Below are 16,770 nucleotides of genomic sequence, written 5' to 3' on the forward strand. Positions count from 1 at the left end.
GTGACCTTTGTTTTCTGGTCAAAAACCGACGGCATCGCCGCCTTTCAAGTTCAATCGCGCGCGTGCCTCCGCGGGGCTTGCAATGTCGATGGACAGACCTTCGGCGATCTTGCGCACTTGCCGCACCTGATCCGCATTGCGTTCCGCCATCTTGCCGGGGCCCAGCGTCAAGCTGTCCTCCAGCCCGACGCGCACATTCCCGCCCAGTGCCAGCGACACCGCCGCCAGCGGCATCTGGTGACGACCCGCGCCCAGCACGGAAAATTCGTAATCGTCACCGAACAGACGGTCCGCCGTCTGCTTCATGAAGACAAGGTTTTCCCGTTCCGGCCCGATCCCGCCCAAGACACCCAAAACGAATTGAACGAAATACGGCGCCTTCACCAGACCGCGATCCGCGAAATGCTTCAGCGTGTAGAGATGCCCGACGTCGTAGCATTCGAATTCGAACCGCACGCCCAGGCCTTCACCCAGCCGGTCCAAGGCGGTTTCGATATCCAGAAACGTGTTCTTGAACACGAAATCCCGCGTCGCCTCCAAAAAGGGTTCTTCCCAGTCGTGCTTGAACGTCCTCATCCGGTCCAGCACGGGGAACAGGCCGAAATTCATCGTCCCCATATTCAGCGAGCACATCTCCGGCCCATGCGCCAGGGCGGCGGCCATGCGTTCCTCCACCGTCATGGTGGACCCGCCGCCGGTCGTGATGTTCACCACGGCGTCGCAATTCTGCTTGATGCGCGGCAGGAAGGCGGCGAAATCCTCCGGTGCGGGGCTGGGCCTGCCGTCCGGATGGCGCGCATGCAGATGCAGGATCGCCGCCCCGGCCTCCGCCGCCTCGATCGCATGGGTGGCGATTTCGTCGGCGCTGACGGGCAGATGCGGCGACATGCTGGGCGTATGAACGGACCCGGTAACGGCGCAGGTAATGATTGCGGAACGGGCCATCAGGACAATCGCTCCAATCCGGCCTTGTCGGCGAAGGCGTCCAGGGACGCCGTCAGTTTCTCCATGATCTCGTCAATCTGCGCCTCATTGATGATCATCGGCGGGCAGACCAGGAAATGATCCCCGGCGATCCCGCCCCGCGTGCGCCGGGAATAGATGATCAGCTTCCGGGCATAGGCTTCTTCGACAAGATCGATATAGGCATTCAATTCCGTCGGCAGGGGCGCCATCGTGTCCCGGTCCGCGACCAGTTCGAAGGCGAGCAACAGCCCCTTGCCGCGCACATCGCCGACAAAAGGATAGCGCTGTTTCAATGCTTCCAACCGGCCTTTCAGAATCGCGCCCATCCGGTCCGCCCGGTCGACGAGTTGCAGGCGGTCGATCTCCTCCAGAACGGCCAGACCGGCGGCGCAGGCCAGCGGGTTCCCGGCATAGGTATAGCCATGGATGAAGCCGCCGCTGTTCAGGACGGGTTCCACAAGGCGTCGATGGGCCACCATCGCCCCCAAGGGCGAATACCCCGCGGCGAAGCCCTTGGACAGGGCGACGATATCCGGCGGCGCGTCCGGCCAGTGATCGCCGCCCAGGAACTTGCCCGTACGGCCCGCGCCGGTCATGACCTCGTCGTAGATCAGCAGGATGCCGAATTCGTTACAGATTTCACGGATGCGCGGCAGGTATGTATCCGGGGCGACCAGCGCCCCGGTCGATGCCCCGCCGACCGGTTCGACGATGAAGGCCAGAACCGTCTGCGGCCCTTCCTGCAAGATGCGGTCGCGCAGCATATTGGCATAGCGCAGGCCGCGTTCTTCCGGGGTCAGATCGTCCTGGTCCAAATACCAGGTCGGCGCCGGAATTTTCGGCATTTCGCGCATCATCGGCGCGAAGGGCGCGGACATTGTCGCCATGCCGGTCAGCGACAACGCCCCCAGGGTCGAGCCATGATAGGACGGAAAACGGGATATCACCTTCCAGCGTTCGGACTGCCCCACGGCCAGGGCATATTGGCGGGCCAGCTTGATGCAGCTTTCGACCGCTTCCGATCCGCCGGACACGAAAAAGACCCGATCCAGGCCGGGCGGCATGCGTTTGACCGTCTCATCCGCCAGCCGTTCCGCCGGTTCGTTTTCGAAATGCAGACGATAGCCGAAGGTCGCCTTTTCCATCTGACGCCGCATCGCGTTCAGCACATTCGGATTGGAATGACCGATATTCGCGACCATCGCGCCGCTGGACCCATCCAGATAGGCGTTTCCGTCCACGTCATAGAGGTAAATCCCCTCGCCCCGGTCGAGCATCGGTCGGCGCTGGCGGGTCTGATAGAACAAATGCGAAGGCGGGCGCAAAGCAGTCGCGGTCATCGGTGCCGTCACTTACAAAAAGATGGTTGTCGATACGTCTTGTCAGGCCGGTAGGACGACACAGTCGCGGGCGCGGATCTTCACCGCGACCGTCTTGCCTTCGGCGATCGGGTGGTCGTCGATCGGATTGATCGCCTGCAACTGCCTGTCCCCGACGGTCAGGAAATAGCGTGCGACCTGTCCTTGATAGTCAACCGTCCCGACATCGGCGGAGAAGGAGGAACTGTCGTCCTCCCCATCCGCGTCCAGATAGAGTTTTTCCGCCCGGATGGAGACCTTCACCTTGCCGCCTTTCGACAGTGCGCGGCCGCCGGTATCGGCCAGGATCGTGCCCAGCCCGTCGACATCCAGTTTCGCGCGGCCTTCGGCGGCGTCGGAAACGGTGGCGTCCAGGATGTTGGAGTTACCCAGGAACCCGGCGACAAATTCCGATGCCGGGCTGTTATAGACTTCTTCCGGCGTGCCGACCTGTTCGACGTGACCGGCGCTCATCACCACGATCTTGTCGGACATGGCCAAGGCTTCCGACTGATCGTGCGTCACGAAGACGGTGGTGACGCCCAGCGTGTGCTGAATCTTCTTCAATTCGATGCGCATATCCTCGCGCAGATTGGCATCCAGCGCGGATAGCGGTTCGTCCAGCAACAGCACATCCGGCTGAATGACGATGGCGCGGGCCAGCGCGATACGCTGCTGTTGCCCGCCGGACAATTGACTGGGCATCCGGTCCGCCATCTGCGGCAGTTGCACCAGTTCCAATGCGTCCTTCACCCGCTTCGCGGCGTCCGCTTTCGCGACGTTCCGATACTTCAAGCCGAAGGCGACATTGTCGAAAACGGATTTATGCGGAAACAGCGCATAGTTCTGGAAGACGATGCCCAGATTGCGCTTGTGGATCGGCAGATCGTTGACGCGGCGGCCCTTGATCAGGACATCGCCTTCGGTGATCGACGTCAGCCCCGCGATCATGCGCAGCGTCGTCGTCTTGCCGCAGCCCGACGGCCCCAACAGGGTCAGGAACGATCCGTCCTCAATATCCAAATTGGTGTTGTGAACGGCAGTGAATGCGCCATAGCGCTTCACGACATCCTTCAGTTCCACCGAAATCCCGGCTGCCTCGCTCACGGGGGCCTCCTGTCGTTAGTTCCCGGCTGGACCGGGGCGGTAATTGTCCACCGCCCCGGCACCGCACAGGTTTTAGTAACCCTTCTGGACGCGGCCGAAGGTCTTAGACCAATCGGCTTCGTTGCTGTTCCAGTAAGGCGGGTCGAAGAAGTTCAGGCCGGACAGCGTGCCGGTCGGGTCGAAGGCCGGAAGCGCCGCGACCTTCTCGCTCAGCGTCACCTTGGTCGGATCCAGCGCCGGCGGGTAGTTCTGCCCTTCGGCAACCGCGATGGCAACGGCCGGTTCCAGCATGAAGTTCAGCAGTTCCTCGCAGGCTTCCATCGGGCTGCCCTTCAGAACGAACAGGCATTCCTGCCAGCCCAGACCACCCGGCGGATCGTAGTAGCCGATGTCGTGCCCCTGATCCTGCAGCGCCTTGATGCGGCCCGACCAGCCTTCGGTGACATAGATTTCCTCTTCGGCCAGCAGGCTCATCAGCTCCGCCCCCGAACTCCAGTATTTCAGGGCCAGATCGCGATGCTTGCGGATGGCATCCCAGACGGCATCCATATCCTTGATGTCGTTCGGGTTCTGGTCCGTCTGTAGCGCGCCGTACCAGATACGGGTCTTCCATTCGCCCCAGCCGCCGATCTTACCTTTGTATTTCTCGTCGATCAGGATCGAGGCACCCTTCGCCTTCATCTCGTCGTCGGAAATGTATTTGCGGTTATAGGCAAGGCTGGTCGTGCCGTAATCGTAGGGCACGGCGGACAGCTTGCCGCCCGTCACGTTGCGGAACACATCCTGCAGCGCAACGATGACGTTGGCCAGGTTCGGGATATTGGCTTCGTTCAGTTCCGACGACAGGCCCAACCCGTCATAACGGACATAATCGAAGACGCCCGACAGGTGGGCGATGTTGTATTCGCCCGGCTGGCTGGCCTTCACGCGGGAGATATATTCGTCCGCACCGCCGAAGGTGCCGTCCACGACTTCAATCCCCGTCTTCGCGGTATAGGGCTTGAAGGCATATTCGCGGAACGCTTCGGACACGACACCGCCCCAACCGTCGAAACGGACGGAGTCCGGCGTCGCCGCCAGGGCATGTTTGTGCAATTTCGCAATCGGGCCGCCCGTGACACCGGCGGTCACCGCCGCCGCGCCGATCAGGCCCAGGAAGGTCCGGCGTTCAAGATCGCCGTTCCCGTAACGCTCCAACAGTCGTTCATACCGTTTTGTCTCATCCATCACCCTCTAAGCTCCTCTGCTCATCTTCGGTCGCGGATTGCTTGCTTGTTTGCGCTTTAAAACCCGTCGGCGGCTGCGACCTCTACCGACCCGGCGCGGTTGTTCTGTCTTGGCCCTACTGCTTTCGGCTCAATCGCCGCGCCGCCGCCGCGCCCAAGAGGGGCAACGCCACCGTGACGACGATCATCACCGTGCCCAGCGCGTTGATTTCCGGGGAAATCGAATTGCGCAGCATGGCGAAAATCTGGGTGGGGACCGTTTCGACGCCGCCCGGCTTCCAGAACAGGGTGCCGGTGATGTCGTCGAAAGAGATCGTGAAGGCGAACAGCCCGCCCGCCAGCACCGCCGGCAGGATCAGGGGCAGCGTGATCTGAAAGAAGGTTTCGATCGGCCCAGCGCCCAGGCTCATCGCCGCTTCTTCATATTCGCGTTTGACCGATACCAGCCGCGCCTGCACCACCAGCACCACGAAGGGCAGCGTGAAGATCACATGCCCGGCCAGCAGCAGCGGGAAGCTTTTCGGCACGCCCATCGCGCCCAGGAACAGCAGCAGGGCAACCGCCAGCACCACTTCCGGCACCAGGATCGGGGCGATCAGCGCCGTCGAAATCGCCGTCTTGCCGGGGAAGGTGTAGCGAACCATCGCCAGGGAGGCGAGAACGCCCAATGTCGTGGAGATAACGGCGGTCAACGCCCCCAGCATCATCGACGTCTGGAAGGCCCGCACGATGGCCGCATTGTCCCACAGCGCCACGAACCAGCGGAAGCTCAGCCCTTCCATCGGGAAGGACCCGAACTGGCTGGAATTGAAGGACAGCAGGACGACGACCGATACCGGCGCGAACATGAAGACGTAAACCAGAATAGTGCCGAGACGAATGAAGCTCCAACCGCTGAACATGATCCGCCCCCTATCCGAAGCTCTTGGCGATCTGGTTCATGCCGGCGAAGCGGTTATAGACCGCGACGACAAGGCCGAGCAGAATCAGAAGCACAAGGGAAAGGGCGGAGCCGAGCGGCCAGTTCAACTGCGTGATGATCGCGTCGAACACCAGATTGGCGAACATCGCATCCGTCGGCCCGCCAAGGACGAGCGGCGTGATATAGGTCCCCGCCCCCAGCACGAAGCACAGCAGCGACCCCGCCGCGAGGCCCGGCATGGACAGCGGCAGCGTCACTTCCCGGAACGCCTGCCACCCGGTGCAGCCCAAGGACCGCGCCGCGTCGACCAGATTGCGATCGATACCGTAGAGGCTGACATAGATGTTCAGGATCATGAAGGGCAGCAGGAAATGCACCAGCCCGACAATCACCGTGCCCTGATTGTACAGCATCTGAATGGGCTCGTCGGTGATGCCCAGCCAGATCAAGGCCGCGTTGACGATGCCGCTGGACCCCAGAATGTTGATCCAGGACATGGTCCGGATGATGTAGCTGATCCAGAACGGCAGCATCAGCAGCAGCAACAGGAAGGCCTTGTGCTTGAATTGCGTCGTTGCGATGAAATAGGCCGGAATGTATCCCGCCAGAGCGCAGATCACGGTGGTCGCGAAGGCGACCCAGACCGTGTAGCCCAGAATATCGCGATAGAACGGATCCGTCAGAACCTCGATCCAGTTGTCCAGATGGAACCCCGCGACATCGGCGCCGGTCGCCGTGCGCAGCCAGAAGGAATAGACCGCGATGAAGGCGACGGGGATGGCGAGCAACAGCAGGATCGCCGTCAACGACGGCGCCAACAGGCGCCATGGTTGCCAAGTATTGTCCGCCGGGTCTAGCGAAGCCATTCCAGATTTTCCCTGTTCGCCACTTTGCTTTTGTGCGGGCCGATCTTTATTTCGGCCCTGTCATTTGTCGAACAGGGTTCGCGAAGCCGTAACATTTGGCAAATAGATAATGACAATCATCATCATAGTTTGACAGAATGTCTTCCATGAACGACCTGGGATCGGAAGACGGCGACCGGCTGGCCCGGCAACTGGATTGGAACCTGTTGCGGACCTTTGTCGTGATCGTGCAGGAAGGCGGCATCACCGCGGCGGCCAACCGCCTGCTGTTGAAACAGCCGACCGTCAGCAACGCGCTGAAACGCCTGGAAGACCGGATCGGGAAAAAGCTGATCGACCGGGGCCCAGGGCATTTCCGGGTGACGGATGCGGGCGATACCTTGTATCGGGAATCCATTGAAATCTATGGCTCCATCGCGCGACTAACGGTGGCCGTCCGCGACATTCACGATGCAATCCGGGGTCATGTGTCCATCGCCCTGGCCAGTCACGTCATCTTCCCCGCCTTCGATGAAACGCTGCGCGAATTCAGCCAGCGCCACCAGCTCGCCAGCTACGACATCAGCGTCGCGACCAGTGCGGAGGTCACCGGCTGGGTCCTGGAAAAGCGCGCCAGTTTCGGCATCTGTCTGGTCCATCAACAGCATCCGAAACTGACCTATACGCATATGTACCGACAGCATTTCGGCTTCTTCTGCGGCCCGGGCCACCGCCTGTTCGGGCGCCCGAATCTGACGCTGGAGGACTTGGCCGGCGAACCGTCGGTGTCCTTCGGCACCGACCAATTGCACGATGCGCTTCGGCCTGTTGCCTTGCTGCGCGCGCAGGTCGGTCTCGACGACACGATCCGCGCGACATCCCCCCATTTGGAGGAAGTCCGTCGCCTGATCACGGCGGGCGTCGGGATCGGTCCCCTGCCGATCCACGTCGTGAAACGGGATGTGGAAGACGGAATTCTGTGGCAATTGCCGCCCTATGAGGACCCGCCGGAAATCGATATCTATCTGGTGGTGAACCCAACCGCGCGCCTGAACCGGGCCGAACAGGGCTTCATCGATTCCCTGACCGCCCGCGTTCAAGCCCTACCGCTGGATGCGCGGCATTATACCTGACTATTCGCCCTTGCCGATCTGCCGGGACCGAACCGCGGCGGCATCCAACGCCTCCGACCAATGCGGAATGGCGCCGGTCGCGTCCAAGACGCGCTTGCCGGCGGCGGTAATGCCGCCCTGCGTCATCAGATCGTTCAGCAGGTCGATCGGCGCCCGGTCGCTATTCGCGATCACCGCCGCCGCCGCCGATTGGGTCATGCGCGCCGCCAATTCGCGGCCGGTCACCGGGTCAAGGCCGTTTTTCGCCGCCCAGCCGGATACTTCATCCAGGAACGCGTAAATCCACCCGTAATAGGCCCCGAAAATACTGGCCGTTTCGAACTGTTCCGCCGTCTGGACCGGATGGGCGGTGCCGAATGTCGACAAGACCTCTTCCGTCATAGCATCCGGGGGATAGAAGGCGGTGGGGCTGGCGCCGATACGGCTGGACGCGATCGGCATGGACCGGACCGCCAGGGCGGGACCGACAGCCGCCTGGATATCGTCCAGCTCGATCCCCGCCGCAATCGAAACCGCCCGTTGTCCGCCACGCCAGGGCAGACCTTTCGCGGTGGAGACGATATCCGCCGGGCGCGTCGCCAGGAACACGACATCGGCGGCGGCCACGACTTCCGCATTATCCTGCGCGACGGCGCAGCCATATTGTTTCGCCAGTCGCGCCGCCCGTTCCGCATTCCGGGGGGACAGGACGATCGGCGTCTTTGACGGGGCCATGCCTTCCACCAGGCATTCTCCCAGATATCCGACCCCGATAATGCCAACCGTCGTCATCCCGTTTCCTTCCTAACTGTTTCCGCAATCGCCGCCAGGGGCGCATAGATATCTTCGACCGACCGGCAGACGACGGCCCCTTCCGCCGCCAATTCCGCGCCGACATCGACCGGTAGGTTCGTATTCGATGTTACCGGAACCTGATTGAGTTTACCGCCGACGAACACGGGAATGTCCAATCCCCGCGCCGAAAGTTCCGATTTCAACACCTTCAGAAAATCCAGGGCGACACCGTTATAGGTGCTCAAGAACACCGCGTCCGCGCCGCGCGCCGCCTCCGCCAGTTTATCGGGGTCGGTGCTGACACCGCCATCGACCACGGTGACGGACAGGTCGGCAAACATCTCGTCCAGCAGGCGCTTGCCGTATTCGTGCACGTCGGTGGTCGCGGTGACGACCTGGATACCGGCCTGCGCGATGGTCCGGCGCTGTGCTGCCGTGACATGGGCCAGAGCCTCCGATGCCCGATCCGATATCTCCTTCAGGACGGGCGACGGTTCGATAGGGCGATGCCCGTTCGGCCCCTGCGCATCTTCCACGCCCGGCCCGAAAAGTTGTTCCAGCCTTTTCGCCCCGACGCGGCGCAGGGCCAACAGCATTTCGAACGGGTTGCGCGTATCGATCCCGGCGTCGGCCAATCCGGACAGGACGTCGGATTTGAACCGTTTCGCGCCGTCGATCATCCGATCCGCCAGGATATCCGCGCGGTCCGTATCGATCAGGTTCTCCATCCCGTCCGATCGGCGGACCAATTCACCGCAGAAAATCTGAACCGCCACGACCTCATCGATATCGGGGATGCGCACGGCCTCCGTGATCGGCACCGGGTTGATCGCATGGCCGCTCGGCCACGCCAATTGCGCCTGGATATCGACGGTCAGATAGGCCCCCAGGGCGGCATAATTCGCGGCATCGATCGTCCCGAAGGCCGTCGTGTTGCCATAGACCATGGTGCCGGGCGACCGAGATATCTTTGCCAATGCGCGCTGAAACGCGAAACGCCCGAACGCGTTGGAAAAAGTATGGCCATAGCAATGGGACGCGCGCCCGCCGATCAACTCGTCAACGATATAAATTTCCAACAGGACCGACCCCAAGGCACAGGCCAAATCGGCGAAGCGGGCCGCAAAACCGTCATCGAGATTGGAATGGATCAGAACCGGAACCGGTTGGGCGGAGGCCAGGGCAATCGCCTCCACCGTCGCCCGCGTGGTTTCGACATCGTCGGACCAGCCGGGTAGTTCAAAGGTGAAATACTGCCCCAGATTGCCGATAGAGGTCGCCCCGGCCAGGATCGCCGCCGCCGTGTTTTCCACCGCTGCCGGCATACCGATAACGAAGTCCCCGAAATGCGGGGCCACCGGCGCCGCATTCGCCAGCCGGACGAAAGACTCCGCATCGTCCAGAATCAGCCCCGTGCCTTTCGGACGGCCCTGCCGTTCCGCCTGGGGATAGCCCATCGACCAATCCAGACAGATGCCGTAGCGGTCGACGCGATAGCCTGCGTCGCTGACCTTTCCATGAATGGCAGTGGCGGCCTCCAGCGTTCGATCCAGGCTGCGATAGCCGATCTGCGCATGCTGCATGATGCGACCGGCGGCGGCTTCCCGTTGTTTGAAATCGGCTTCGGACGGCGCATCGACCGATTTCAGAAAGGCCGATGGTCCCAGGCGCGTATGTTTCGCCCGCTCGCGCCCCGCCGCCAGGATCGCCGCCGCCGCAGGCAGGTCGTCTTCCGGCAGGATGCGGTCGCGGGATAACGGTTCCATGTGTCGATCAATGCCCGATCGTGAAATTGTTTCCGGCCTTGTCTTCGCCGCTGACCAGGAACAACGGACGGGTCCCATATCCCTGTGCCGGGTGCCGTTTGCCGATTTCCGCGCCCAGCGCGTGATCGTAGAAACTGGTGGCGGGCATCAGGCGCACGATCAGCGCGGGCCGGGCCTTGTCCGTATGGTTCCCTTTCGACCCGTGTATCATATACACGTCGTGGAAGGATACCTGTCCCGCACGAATGATCAGCGGTTCCGCCGTTGATTCATCGAAATGCTCCGCGTCGCAGACAAGATTGATCGTCTTGTCGTCGCCTTCGATCCAGGAATGGCTGTAGAGCGTCTTGTCTTTATGCGATCCGGGGATGAATCGCATCGGACCGTTTTCCGGCGTCACATCCTCGAACGGAATCCAGATCGTCAGCACCTCCAACGGCTTGATCGGGTAATATTCGCCGTCCTGATGCCAGGGCGTTTCCTTGCCCTTATGGGCCGGCTTGCCGAACAGGGTCGTGCCCCACAGGATGATGTCGTCGCCGATCAATTGGCGCGCAATGGCCATCAGCCCCGGATGGGTGGCGAAGTCCAGCCACTTCTCCGACCCGGCAATCCCCATCGACCCGTTTTTCTGATGCGGGGCCATGATGATATCCGGCGCGACGCCTTCGTTCCTGTCCAGCAGCGCAGCATATTCCCGGCGCATATCCGCGATCAGGTCCTGCGGCAATTCCCAGTCCGGAACGACCCATCCCTTTTCGTGAAACCGCGCCAGATCCGCGTCGGATAAATGCGCTTCCGTCATGCCCCATCCTTCCTGTCATTCTTTGCCGACCAACCTGTCGACAATTCTAACGTCAGGATTGACGACAAGAGGGAAGCGCGTCAAGGTCCGAAATTAAGACGACAAGGTGAAGACCGCTTCAGGAAGGGCCTGCGCATGACCGGCCAATTGGCGAATACCGTGGAAACGGCCTATGAATACCTGCGCGATCGGGTCGTCACCTTTCGCGTAAAGCCGGGGGAACGGCTGAACGAAAGCGAGATCGCCGCTACCCTGACGATGAGCCGCGCGCCGATTCGCGAAGCCTTGAACCGCCTGATCGCGGACGGGTTGGTCAGTTTCGAACCGCGCCGCGGTTTCTTCTGCCGCCGCCTGAGTATCAGCGAAATGGCGGAGCTTTATGCCGTCCGCTACGACCTGGAATCCGGCGCCCTTCGTCAGTCCCTAGCGGCGGCTGACGGCGGCGCCATTTCAGCCTTCGTGCAGAAGTGGCGGTTTGCGGGCGCGATGCGTCCGTCCGACGATATCGACGCCTTCGTCACCGCCGACGAGGCCTTCCATCTGGAACTCGCCGCCCTGGCGGGAAATGCCGCGCGCCTGAAATTTCTGGAAAATATCAACAACCGCATCCGCTTCGTGCGGCGCATCAACCTTGAAACCCGCGACGGCGCACTGGACGAACACCACGACCTGCTGGATGCCGTCGACACCCGCGATGCGACCGCCGCGCAGCAAATCCTGCGCAACCATCTGGATCGATCGGCCGAGGAGGTGCGCGATCAGGTGCAACAGGCCATCGCGAGGATTTACGCAGATGACGTCGCCTGAACCCGATCCGCCGTCAGCATATCGGCAAGGGCGGGGAACTCCGCGAGACAGCTATCGCGGTAGGACAGGTGAACCCGGCGGGTGAAATCCGGGGCACCGTCGACTTCGAACAACCGGCCTTCCGCGATCAATCGCTCGACCATGCGTCGCGGCAGATAGGCTGACCCGCCCCGTTCCAACAAGAAGTCCAGGGCCCATTCCGCACCGCTGATGGTCATATAGGCCGTTCGATCGGCGGACCATATCGCGTCGTGTTGACGTCGAACCTCCGGTCCGTATTCGACATAGATATAGTTCGGATCCCATTCGACGGCCTTTCGGGGTTCGGTCGATACCTGAACGATCCGGTCTTCGAGGAAGGGGACGGTTTTGATGCCCGGACCGCCGGCGGGTTCCGTCATCAAGACGGCGTCGACAAGGCCGCTTTGCACCCACCGTCTTAGCTGACTGTCATCCCCGGCCCAGGTTTCGAAGGCAAGATCCGGGGCCGCCCGCATGGCTTGAAGTATCCATGTCTTGCCGAGGCCGCTCCACAGGTCCAAGCCGCAGCCCAGGCTGAACAGACCTTGGAATCCCTTCGGCAGGGACAATTCCGTCTGCGCCTGCCGCCAGGCCTGCGATATCCGTTCCGCGCGGACCAGGAACTTGTAGCCCGCCTTGGTCATCTGCGCGCCCCGGCGCGACCGGACCAACAGATCCTGCCCCAGCAAGTCTTCCAATGCGTCCAGCCGGGTGGTCACCGTAGATTCCGTCACATGCAGCCGTTCCGCCGCGCGATTCAGGTTTCCCGTTTCGATAACGGCGAGAAAGGTCTCGATGAAGGCGATATTCATGGGCTCGGCTTATTTCGACTTTTCCGAATTAAGATATTTATATTTTTCAATATATTAATTTAACGTCCCGCACCATGCTTATCCCGACATCAAACGGGAGGCTTGGCGCCATGGAGTTCAATTATTTCCTGACCAGCTACATGCCGGACACGAGCGTCGGCGGGAAACGCCATTTCGACAATATGGTGGAATTGGCGCAGGCAGCGGACCGGTTAGGGTTCAAGTCGGTTTCCCTGCCGGAACACCATCTGATCAACCTGCTGCTGATGCCTTCCCCGTTGCAGATGGCGGTGAAGATCGCAGCGGTCACGAAGACCGTGGATATCGTTACGGCGGTCGCCGTCCTGCCGATCCGCGATATGCGCCTTTTCGCCGGGGAACTGACTCAGGCGGATATCCTGTGCGACGGGCGATTGGTGCTGGGCGTCGGTCGCGGTGCCTTCGCCTATGAAATCGAACGGATGGGCGTGCCGATGGATACCACGCGCGACCGCCTGGACGAATCCCTGGCGGTCCTGCAGGCCCTGCTGGATGGCGAGAATGTGTCCTGGGACGGAACCTATTACCAATTCGATCCGATCACCGTGATGCCGCGCCCGATGCGGCCGATCCCGATGATGATGGCCGTCATGGTGCCGGAAGGCATCTACCACTGCGCCAAGCGGGGCTTCCACATCCAAACGACGGTGTTGAGTGCGACCAACGAAGCCCTGCTGGAACGCGTGCAGTCATTCCACAAGGGCAAGGAAGCCGCCGGGGAGGCGGGCAAGGATCTGAAACTGTCGCTGCAACGCGTCGTTTATTGCGCGCGGGACAATGCCGACGCGCGCGAGAAACTTCATATGGCCTATGACTATTACAGCCGCTTCGACAACGTCTTTTCCGGCCCCGGCATCGTGGAAGGCGGCGCGATCGCCGCACTACCCCGCGACCAGACGGTCGAAGAACTGGGCCAAAACCTGCTGATCTGTCCGCCCGACGAAATGGTCGAGAGGTTACGCCTCTATGCCGATGCCGGGATCGATGAGGTCATCCTCAGTTCCGGGATCGGTGCGTCGCACGAAGACTCCCTCGCCGCGATGGAACGCTTCGCTACCCAGGTCATGCCTCACTACACCGGCCGCAGCGCCCTCCACGATGCCGGGGCCGCCGCTTAACGCCTTCACACCAAGGAGAAAAACAGAATGCCCATCATTCGCGTCGAAATGTTCCCGGGCCGCGACCGGCAGAAAAAGGCGGAAATCGCCAAGGAACTGACGGATTGCTTCATCCGCGTCGCCGGTGGCAAGCCGGAAGGCGTGACCATCCTCTTCCAGGAGATCAGCCAGGAGGATTGGAGCGTCGCCGGAACCCTTGTTGCCGACAAGCTGGGGACGTGATCGACCGATGAGCAATACGATCGAATGTGCCTACACCGTCGAAGGCGACGGCCCGCCGCTGTTTCTCATCCATGGGATCGGCGCGGCGCGCGATACATGGCGATACCTGATGCCGACCCTGCGCCAGCATTTCACCGTGGTGTCCTACGACCTGCGCGGCCATGGGGCTTCCCCCCTGCCGGACGCGCCGTTCGGATTGGACGAATTGGTGAGTGATCTGGAATGGGTGCGCGCGCAAACCGGGATCGAACAGGCCCATTTCGCGGGTCATTCCCTGGGCGGCATGATCGGCCCGGCCTATGCCCGGAAATATCCGGACAGGGTGTTGTCGCTGGGCTTACTGTCGACGGCGGCCTTCCGAACCGAGGATGATAGCAAGAAGGTCTGGGGCGTCGTGAAAGCCATGGAGGATAAGGGCATTCCCAATATCCTGCCGACACTTACGGACCGCTGGTATACCGACGCCTTCATCGAACAGCATCCGGAGATCGTACAACGCCGCTTGAAGCAGGTGATCGATACCGATCCGGAAATCTTTATGAACGTCTTTCGCATCTATGCCGGGGTCGAAATGGGCCCCTGGCTGCATGAGATCGATCACCCCAGCCTCGTCCTGACCGGCGAGAACGACGGCGGCTGCAACCCGCGACTGAATAAACAGATCGCGGACGCCATGCCGAATGCGGAATTGGTCATCCTGCCCGGTTACAAGCATTCGATCCTGTTGGAAACGGGGGAGACCGTCGCCGACCATATCGTCCGTTTCGTCGAGCGACTTGGCTAACGATGGGGCACGCAGCAACAGGCGTAGAGGAACCGATGCCGGCAGCATTGCGCCGGGCTTTCGGCGTCTATCCGACCGGGGTTACCGTGATCACGACAGTGACGGAACAGGGTGCCCCGGTCGGTTTTACCGCCAACTCCTTCACGTCCGTTTCCCTCGATCCGCCTTTGCTGCTTGTCTGCCCCAGCCTGTCGCTCGGTTGCTATCCGGCCTTTTCGGCCTGCGCCCGATTTGCCGTCAATGTGCTGGCGGAAGACCAACGCGACATTGCCGATCGTTTCGCATCCTTTCGCGGGGATCGATTTGCGATGGCGGGGTGGACGCCCGACGACCGGGGCATCCCCATTCTAGATGGCGTCGCGGCGCATTTCTCCTGCGCCGTCCATGACCGCTACCCCGCAGGCGATCACATGATCTTGCTGGGCCGTGTCGATGCTTGGCGGCGGTCGGATCAAGATCGTCCCCTTGCCTTCGCCGCCGGAAGCTACACAACACTACCCGCCCATCGTTAGTCGGGTTGGGCCGTCTTCGCCTGTTCCCGCAATTCCGTTTTCAGGATTTTGCCGTAGCTGTTTTTCGGCAATTCCGACACGAAGTGATAACGCTTCGGTTTCTTGAAAGACGCGATTTCCGACCGGCACCAGGCTTCCAGCACGTCGGCACTACACGCATCCTTCTCGCGGGCGACGACGAAGGCGACGACGTCTTCCCCCCATTCGGGGCTGGGCGTGCCGACGACGGACGCTTCCAGCACGGCGGGATGGCGCATCAGCACTTCCTCCACCTCCCGCGGATAGATATTCGTGCCGCCGGAAATGATCAGGTCCTTCGACCGATCCGTCAGGGTCAGGAACCCGTCAGCATCCAGCACCCCGATATCGCCGGTGCGCAGCCAGCCATCGACCAGCGTTTCCGCCGTCGCCTCCGGATTGCGCCAATACCCCTTCATAACGGAATCGCCCTTCACCAGGATTTCTCCGGGCGATCCGGCGGGCAGGTCCGTCAGGTCTTCATCCACGATCCGCAATTGGATGCAGGCCTGCGGCCGGCCCACGGAATCGCGGCGCGCGCGCCAATTCGGGTGGCTGTCGTCGGCGACCAATTCGCGGCGCATCGCGGTGATCGTCATCGGGCTTTCGCCCTGACCGTAGATTTGCGCGAAACGGGGACCGAACAGGGACAGCGCCTCGTCGATATCGGCGGCATACATCGGCCCGCCGCCATAGATGATGGTGCGGATCCCCTCGCCGCGATAGCCGGTCTTCTTCGCACTTTCGATCAGGCGCTTGATCATGGTTGGCGCGGCGAATTGCACCGTCTCCCCGAAATGGCGGGACAGATCGGCGATTTCCTCCGGCTCGAAGCCACGGGAGTCCGGGATGCAGTGCCGCGCGCCGACGCGGATATAGATGAAGTTGTAGAGGCCAGCCCCATGGGACATCGGCGCGGCATAGAGGATGGTCGCATCGGGCACCGCCGGATCGACGTCCAGGCCATAGCAATAGCACATCATCCGCAGGTTCCGATGGGTCAGCATCACGCCCTTGGGCCGCCCCGTCGTGCCGGAGGTATAGAACAGCCAGGCCAGATCGTCGCCTTCCACCGCCGCCGGTCGGGCGAGGTCGTCTTCCGCCGGATCGGCTGCCGTCAGCAGCGCCTGATACGCATCGCCTTTCAGGCCGATTTCGGTGCAGGTTTCCGGCAAATCCGCGTCCTGTCCCAGCGCGCCGGTATCGGTGAACAGGATGCGGGACTCGGAATTTTCAACGATCCAGGCGCTTTCGCGGGGATGCAGCTTCGCATTCACCGGCACCGCCACCGCGCCCAGCCACCAGACGGCATAGAGCAGTTCCAGATAGTCCGGGCAGTTCTTCATGACCAGTGCGACCCGGTCGCCCGCCGCAATTCCATATTGATCGCGCAGGGCAGCCGCCACCCGCCGCGACCGGGCGGCAAACGCGCCATAGGTCGCGTGCAAAGTCTTTCCGGAATAGATCGCGGGGGCCGTCGGTTTGTCGCGGGCGGCCTCGTCCAGCCAATTGGCGATATTCATCGGTTCCGTCCC

General features: G+C 61.8%; 16 protein-coding genes and 1 pseudogene. 6 read left to right on the top strand and 11 right to left on the bottom strand.

Translation table 11 applies throughout. The features are described from left to right. Positions 1-18: 18 nt before the first annotated feature. From HH303_RS02350 to HH303_RS02375, 6 genes are all read right to left on the bottom strand, one after another. On the bottom strand, positions 19-945 hold the full coding sequence (locus HH303_RS02350; RefSeq protein ID WP_169623589.1) for a BKACE family enzyme: 927 nt from the start codon (positions 943-945) through the stop codon (positions 19-21). Then, a complete protein-coding gene (locus tag HH303_RS02355) occupies positions 945-2,306 on the bottom strand; it encodes an aminotransferase family protein (protein WP_169623590.1) in 1,362 nt (453 codons plus the stop codon). Before HH303_RS02355 ends, HH303_RS02350 begins: the two co-directional genes overlap by 1 nt. 42 nt (positions 2,307-2,348) lie before the next feature. Then, positions 2,349-3,431 carry an ABC transporter ATP-binding protein gene (locus HH303_RS02360; protein WP_169623591.1) on the bottom strand — a complete coding sequence of 361 codons (1,083 nt, stop codon included), beginning with the start codon at positions 3,429-3,431 and terminating at the stop codon, positions 2,349-2,351. Between the two features lie 72 nt (positions 3,432-3,503). Then, positions 3,504-4,658, bottom strand: a complete 1,155-nt coding sequence (locus HH303_RS02365) for an extracellular solute-binding protein (RefSeq protein WP_169623592.1) — start codon at positions 4,656-4,658, stop codon at positions 3,504-3,506. A gap of 115 nt (positions 4,659-4,773) precedes the next feature. Further along, complete coding sequence (locus HH303_RS02370; protein WP_169623593.1) at positions 4,774-5,559, bottom strand: ABC transporter permease; 786 nt, start codon at positions 5,557-5,559, stop codon at positions 4,774-4,776. A gap of 10 nt (positions 5,560-5,569) precedes the next feature. After that, complete coding sequence (locus HH303_RS02375) at positions 5,570-6,445, bottom strand: ABC transporter permease (RefSeq protein WP_169623594.1); 876 nt, start codon at positions 6,443-6,445, stop codon at positions 5,570-5,572. 146 nt (positions 6,446-6,591) lie between these two features. Here HH303_RS02375 and HH303_RS02380 point away from each other — a divergent pair, with 146 nt between their 5' ends. Next, positions 6,592-7,557: a LysR family transcriptional regulator gene (locus HH303_RS02380; RefSeq protein WP_169623595.1), complete on the top strand. Its 966-nt coding sequence runs from the start codon at positions 6,592-6,594 to the stop codon at positions 7,555-7,557. On the opposite strand, the gene HH303_RS02385 is transcribed toward HH303_RS02380, so the two are convergent. The 3 genes from HH303_RS02385 to HH303_RS02395 are packed head-to-tail and all read right to left on the bottom strand — an operon-like array spanning position 7,558 to position 10,902. After that, positions 7,558-8,328 (bottom strand): pyrroline-5-carboxylate reductase family protein, encoded by a 771-nt coding sequence (locus HH303_RS02385; RefSeq protein WP_169623596.1) that lies wholly within the window; start codon positions 8,326-8,328, stop codon positions 7,558-7,560. Continuing rightward, the gene (locus HH303_RS02390; RefSeq protein ID WP_169623597.1) at positions 8,325-10,097 is read right to left on the bottom strand and encodes a cobalamin-dependent protein; all 1,773 of its coding nucleotides are present in this window, start codon (positions 10,095-10,097) and stop codon (positions 8,325-8,327) included. Before HH303_RS02390 ends, HH303_RS02385 begins: the two co-directional genes overlap by 4 nt. A 7-nt stretch (positions 10,098-10,104) precedes the next feature. After that, on the bottom strand, positions 10,105-10,902 hold the full coding sequence (locus HH303_RS02395) for a phytanoyl-CoA dioxygenase family protein (protein ID WP_169623598.1): 798 nt from the start codon (positions 10,900-10,902) through the stop codon (positions 10,105-10,107). 135 nt (positions 10,903-11,037) lie between these two features. Here HH303_RS02395 and HH303_RS02400 point away from each other — a divergent pair, with 135 nt between their 5' ends. Then, positions 11,038-11,709: a GntR family transcriptional regulator gene (locus HH303_RS02400; protein WP_169623599.1), complete on the top strand. Its 672-nt coding sequence runs from the start codon at positions 11,038-11,040 to the stop codon at positions 11,707-11,709. Here HH303_RS02400 and HH303_RS02405 read toward each other — a convergent pair. Beyond that, entirely contained in the window at positions 11,688-12,542 is an 855-nt protein-coding gene (locus HH303_RS02405) for a LysR family transcriptional regulator (protein ID WP_169623600.1), read from the bottom strand. The genes HH303_RS02400 and HH303_RS02405 overlap by 22 nt on opposite strands. 110 nt (positions 12,543-12,652) lie before the next feature. Here HH303_RS02405 and HH303_RS02410 point away from each other — a divergent pair, with 110 nt between their 5' ends. The 4 genes and pseudogenes from HH303_RS02410 to HH303_RS02425 all read left to right on the top strand — a co-directional run bounded on the left by HH303_RS02410 (position 12,653) and on the right by HH303_RS02425 (position 15,217). Beyond that, positions 12,653-13,699 carry an LLM class flavin-dependent oxidoreductase gene (locus HH303_RS02410; RefSeq protein WP_169623601.1) on the top strand — a complete coding sequence of 349 codons (1,047 nt, stop codon included), beginning with the start codon at positions 12,653-12,655 and terminating at the stop codon, positions 13,697-13,699. Between the two features lie 24 nt (positions 13,700-13,723). Further along, positions 13,724-13,921 (top strand): annotated as a pseudogene (locus HH303_RS02415) (tautomerase family protein); the annotation flags it as partial. 7 nt (positions 13,922-13,928) lie between these two features. Continuing rightward, positions 13,929-14,705, top strand: coding sequence for an alpha/beta fold hydrolase (locus HH303_RS02420; protein ID WP_169623603.1), 777 nt, complete (start codon positions 13,929-13,931; stop codon positions 14,703-14,705). Positions 14,706-14,740: 35 nt separating this feature from the next. Beyond that, the gene (locus HH303_RS02425) at positions 14,741-15,217 is read left to right on the top strand and encodes a flavin reductase family protein (protein ID WP_169623604.1); all 477 of its coding nucleotides are present in this window, start codon (positions 14,741-14,743) and stop codon (positions 15,215-15,217) included. Here the strand turns inward: HH303_RS02425 and HH303_RS02430 are convergent. Beyond that, positions 15,214-16,758: a class I adenylate-forming enzyme family protein gene (locus tag HH303_RS02430; RefSeq protein ID WP_169623605.1), complete on the bottom strand. Its 1,545-nt coding sequence runs from the start codon at positions 16,756-16,758 to the stop codon at positions 15,214-15,216. The two genes, HH303_RS02425 and HH303_RS02430, sit on opposite strands and share 4 nt — an antisense overlap. Between the last annotated feature and the right edge of the window lie 12 nt (positions 16,759-16,770).

Origin of the sequence: Pacificispira spongiicola, assembly GCF_012926505.1 — a bacterium.
Classification (GTDB): Bacteria; Pseudomonadota; Alphaproteobacteria; order UBA8366; family Aestuariispiraceae; genus Pacificispira; species Pacificispira spongiicola.

What these genes read in the sequence shown, in the direction of transcription:
- HH303_RS02370 (WP_169623593.1), bottom strand. Translation starts at nt 5,559, where the DNA reads ATGTTCAGCGGTTGGAGCTTCATTCGTCTCGGCACTATTCTGGTTTAC.
- HH303_RS02365 (WP_169623592.1), bottom strand. Translation starts at nt 4,658, where the DNA reads ATGGATGAGACAAAACGGTATGAACGACTGTTGGAGCGTTACGGGAAC.
- HH303_RS02410 (WP_169623601.1), top strand. Translation starts at nt 12,653, where the DNA reads ATGGAGTTCAATTATTTCCTGACCAGCTACATGCCGGACACGAGCGTC.
- HH303_RS02400 (WP_169623599.1), top strand. Translation starts at nt 11,038, where the DNA reads ATGACCGGCCAATTGGCGAATACCGTGGAAACGGCCTATGAATACCTG.
- HH303_RS02420 (WP_169623603.1), top strand. Translation starts at nt 13,929, where the DNA reads ATGAGCAATACGATCGAATGTGCCTACACCGTCGAAGGCGACGGCCCG.
- HH303_RS02355 (WP_169623590.1), bottom strand. Translation starts at nt 2,306, where the DNA reads ATGACCGCGACTGCTTTGCGCCCGCCTTCGCATTTGTTCTATCAGACC.
- HH303_RS02395 (WP_169623598.1), bottom strand. Translation starts at nt 10,902, where the DNA reads ATGACGGAAGCGCATTTATCCGACGCGGATCTGGCGCGGTTTCACGAA.
- HH303_RS02425 (WP_169623604.1), top strand. Translation starts at nt 14,741, where the DNA reads ATGCCGGCAGCATTGCGCCGGGCTTTCGGCGTCTATCCGACCGGGGTT.
- HH303_RS02390 (WP_169623597.1), bottom strand. Translation starts at nt 10,097, where the DNA reads ATGGAACCGTTATCCCGCGACCGCATCCTGCCGGAAGACGACCTGCCT.
- HH303_RS02375 (WP_169623594.1), bottom strand. Translation starts at nt 6,445, where the DNA reads ATGGCTTCGCTAGACCCGGCGGACAATACTTGGCAACCATGGCGCCTG.
- HH303_RS02385 (WP_169623596.1), bottom strand. Translation starts at nt 8,328, where the DNA reads ATGACGACGGTTGGCATTATCGGGGTCGGATATCTGGGAGAATGCCTG.
- HH303_RS02430 (WP_169623605.1), bottom strand. Translation starts at nt 16,758, where the DNA reads ATGAATATCGCCAATTGGCTGGACGAGGCCGCCCGCGACAAACCGACG.
- HH303_RS02405 (WP_169623600.1), bottom strand. Translation starts at nt 12,542, where the DNA reads ATGAATATCGCCTTCATCGAGACCTTTCTCGCCGTTATCGAAACGGGA.
- HH303_RS02380 (WP_169623595.1), top strand. Translation starts at nt 6,592, where the DNA reads ATGAACGACCTGGGATCGGAAGACGGCGACCGGCTGGCCCGGCAACTG.
- HH303_RS02350 (WP_169623589.1), bottom strand. Translation starts at nt 945, where the DNA reads ATGGCCCGTTCCGCAATCATTACCTGCGCCGTTACCGGGTCCGTTCAT.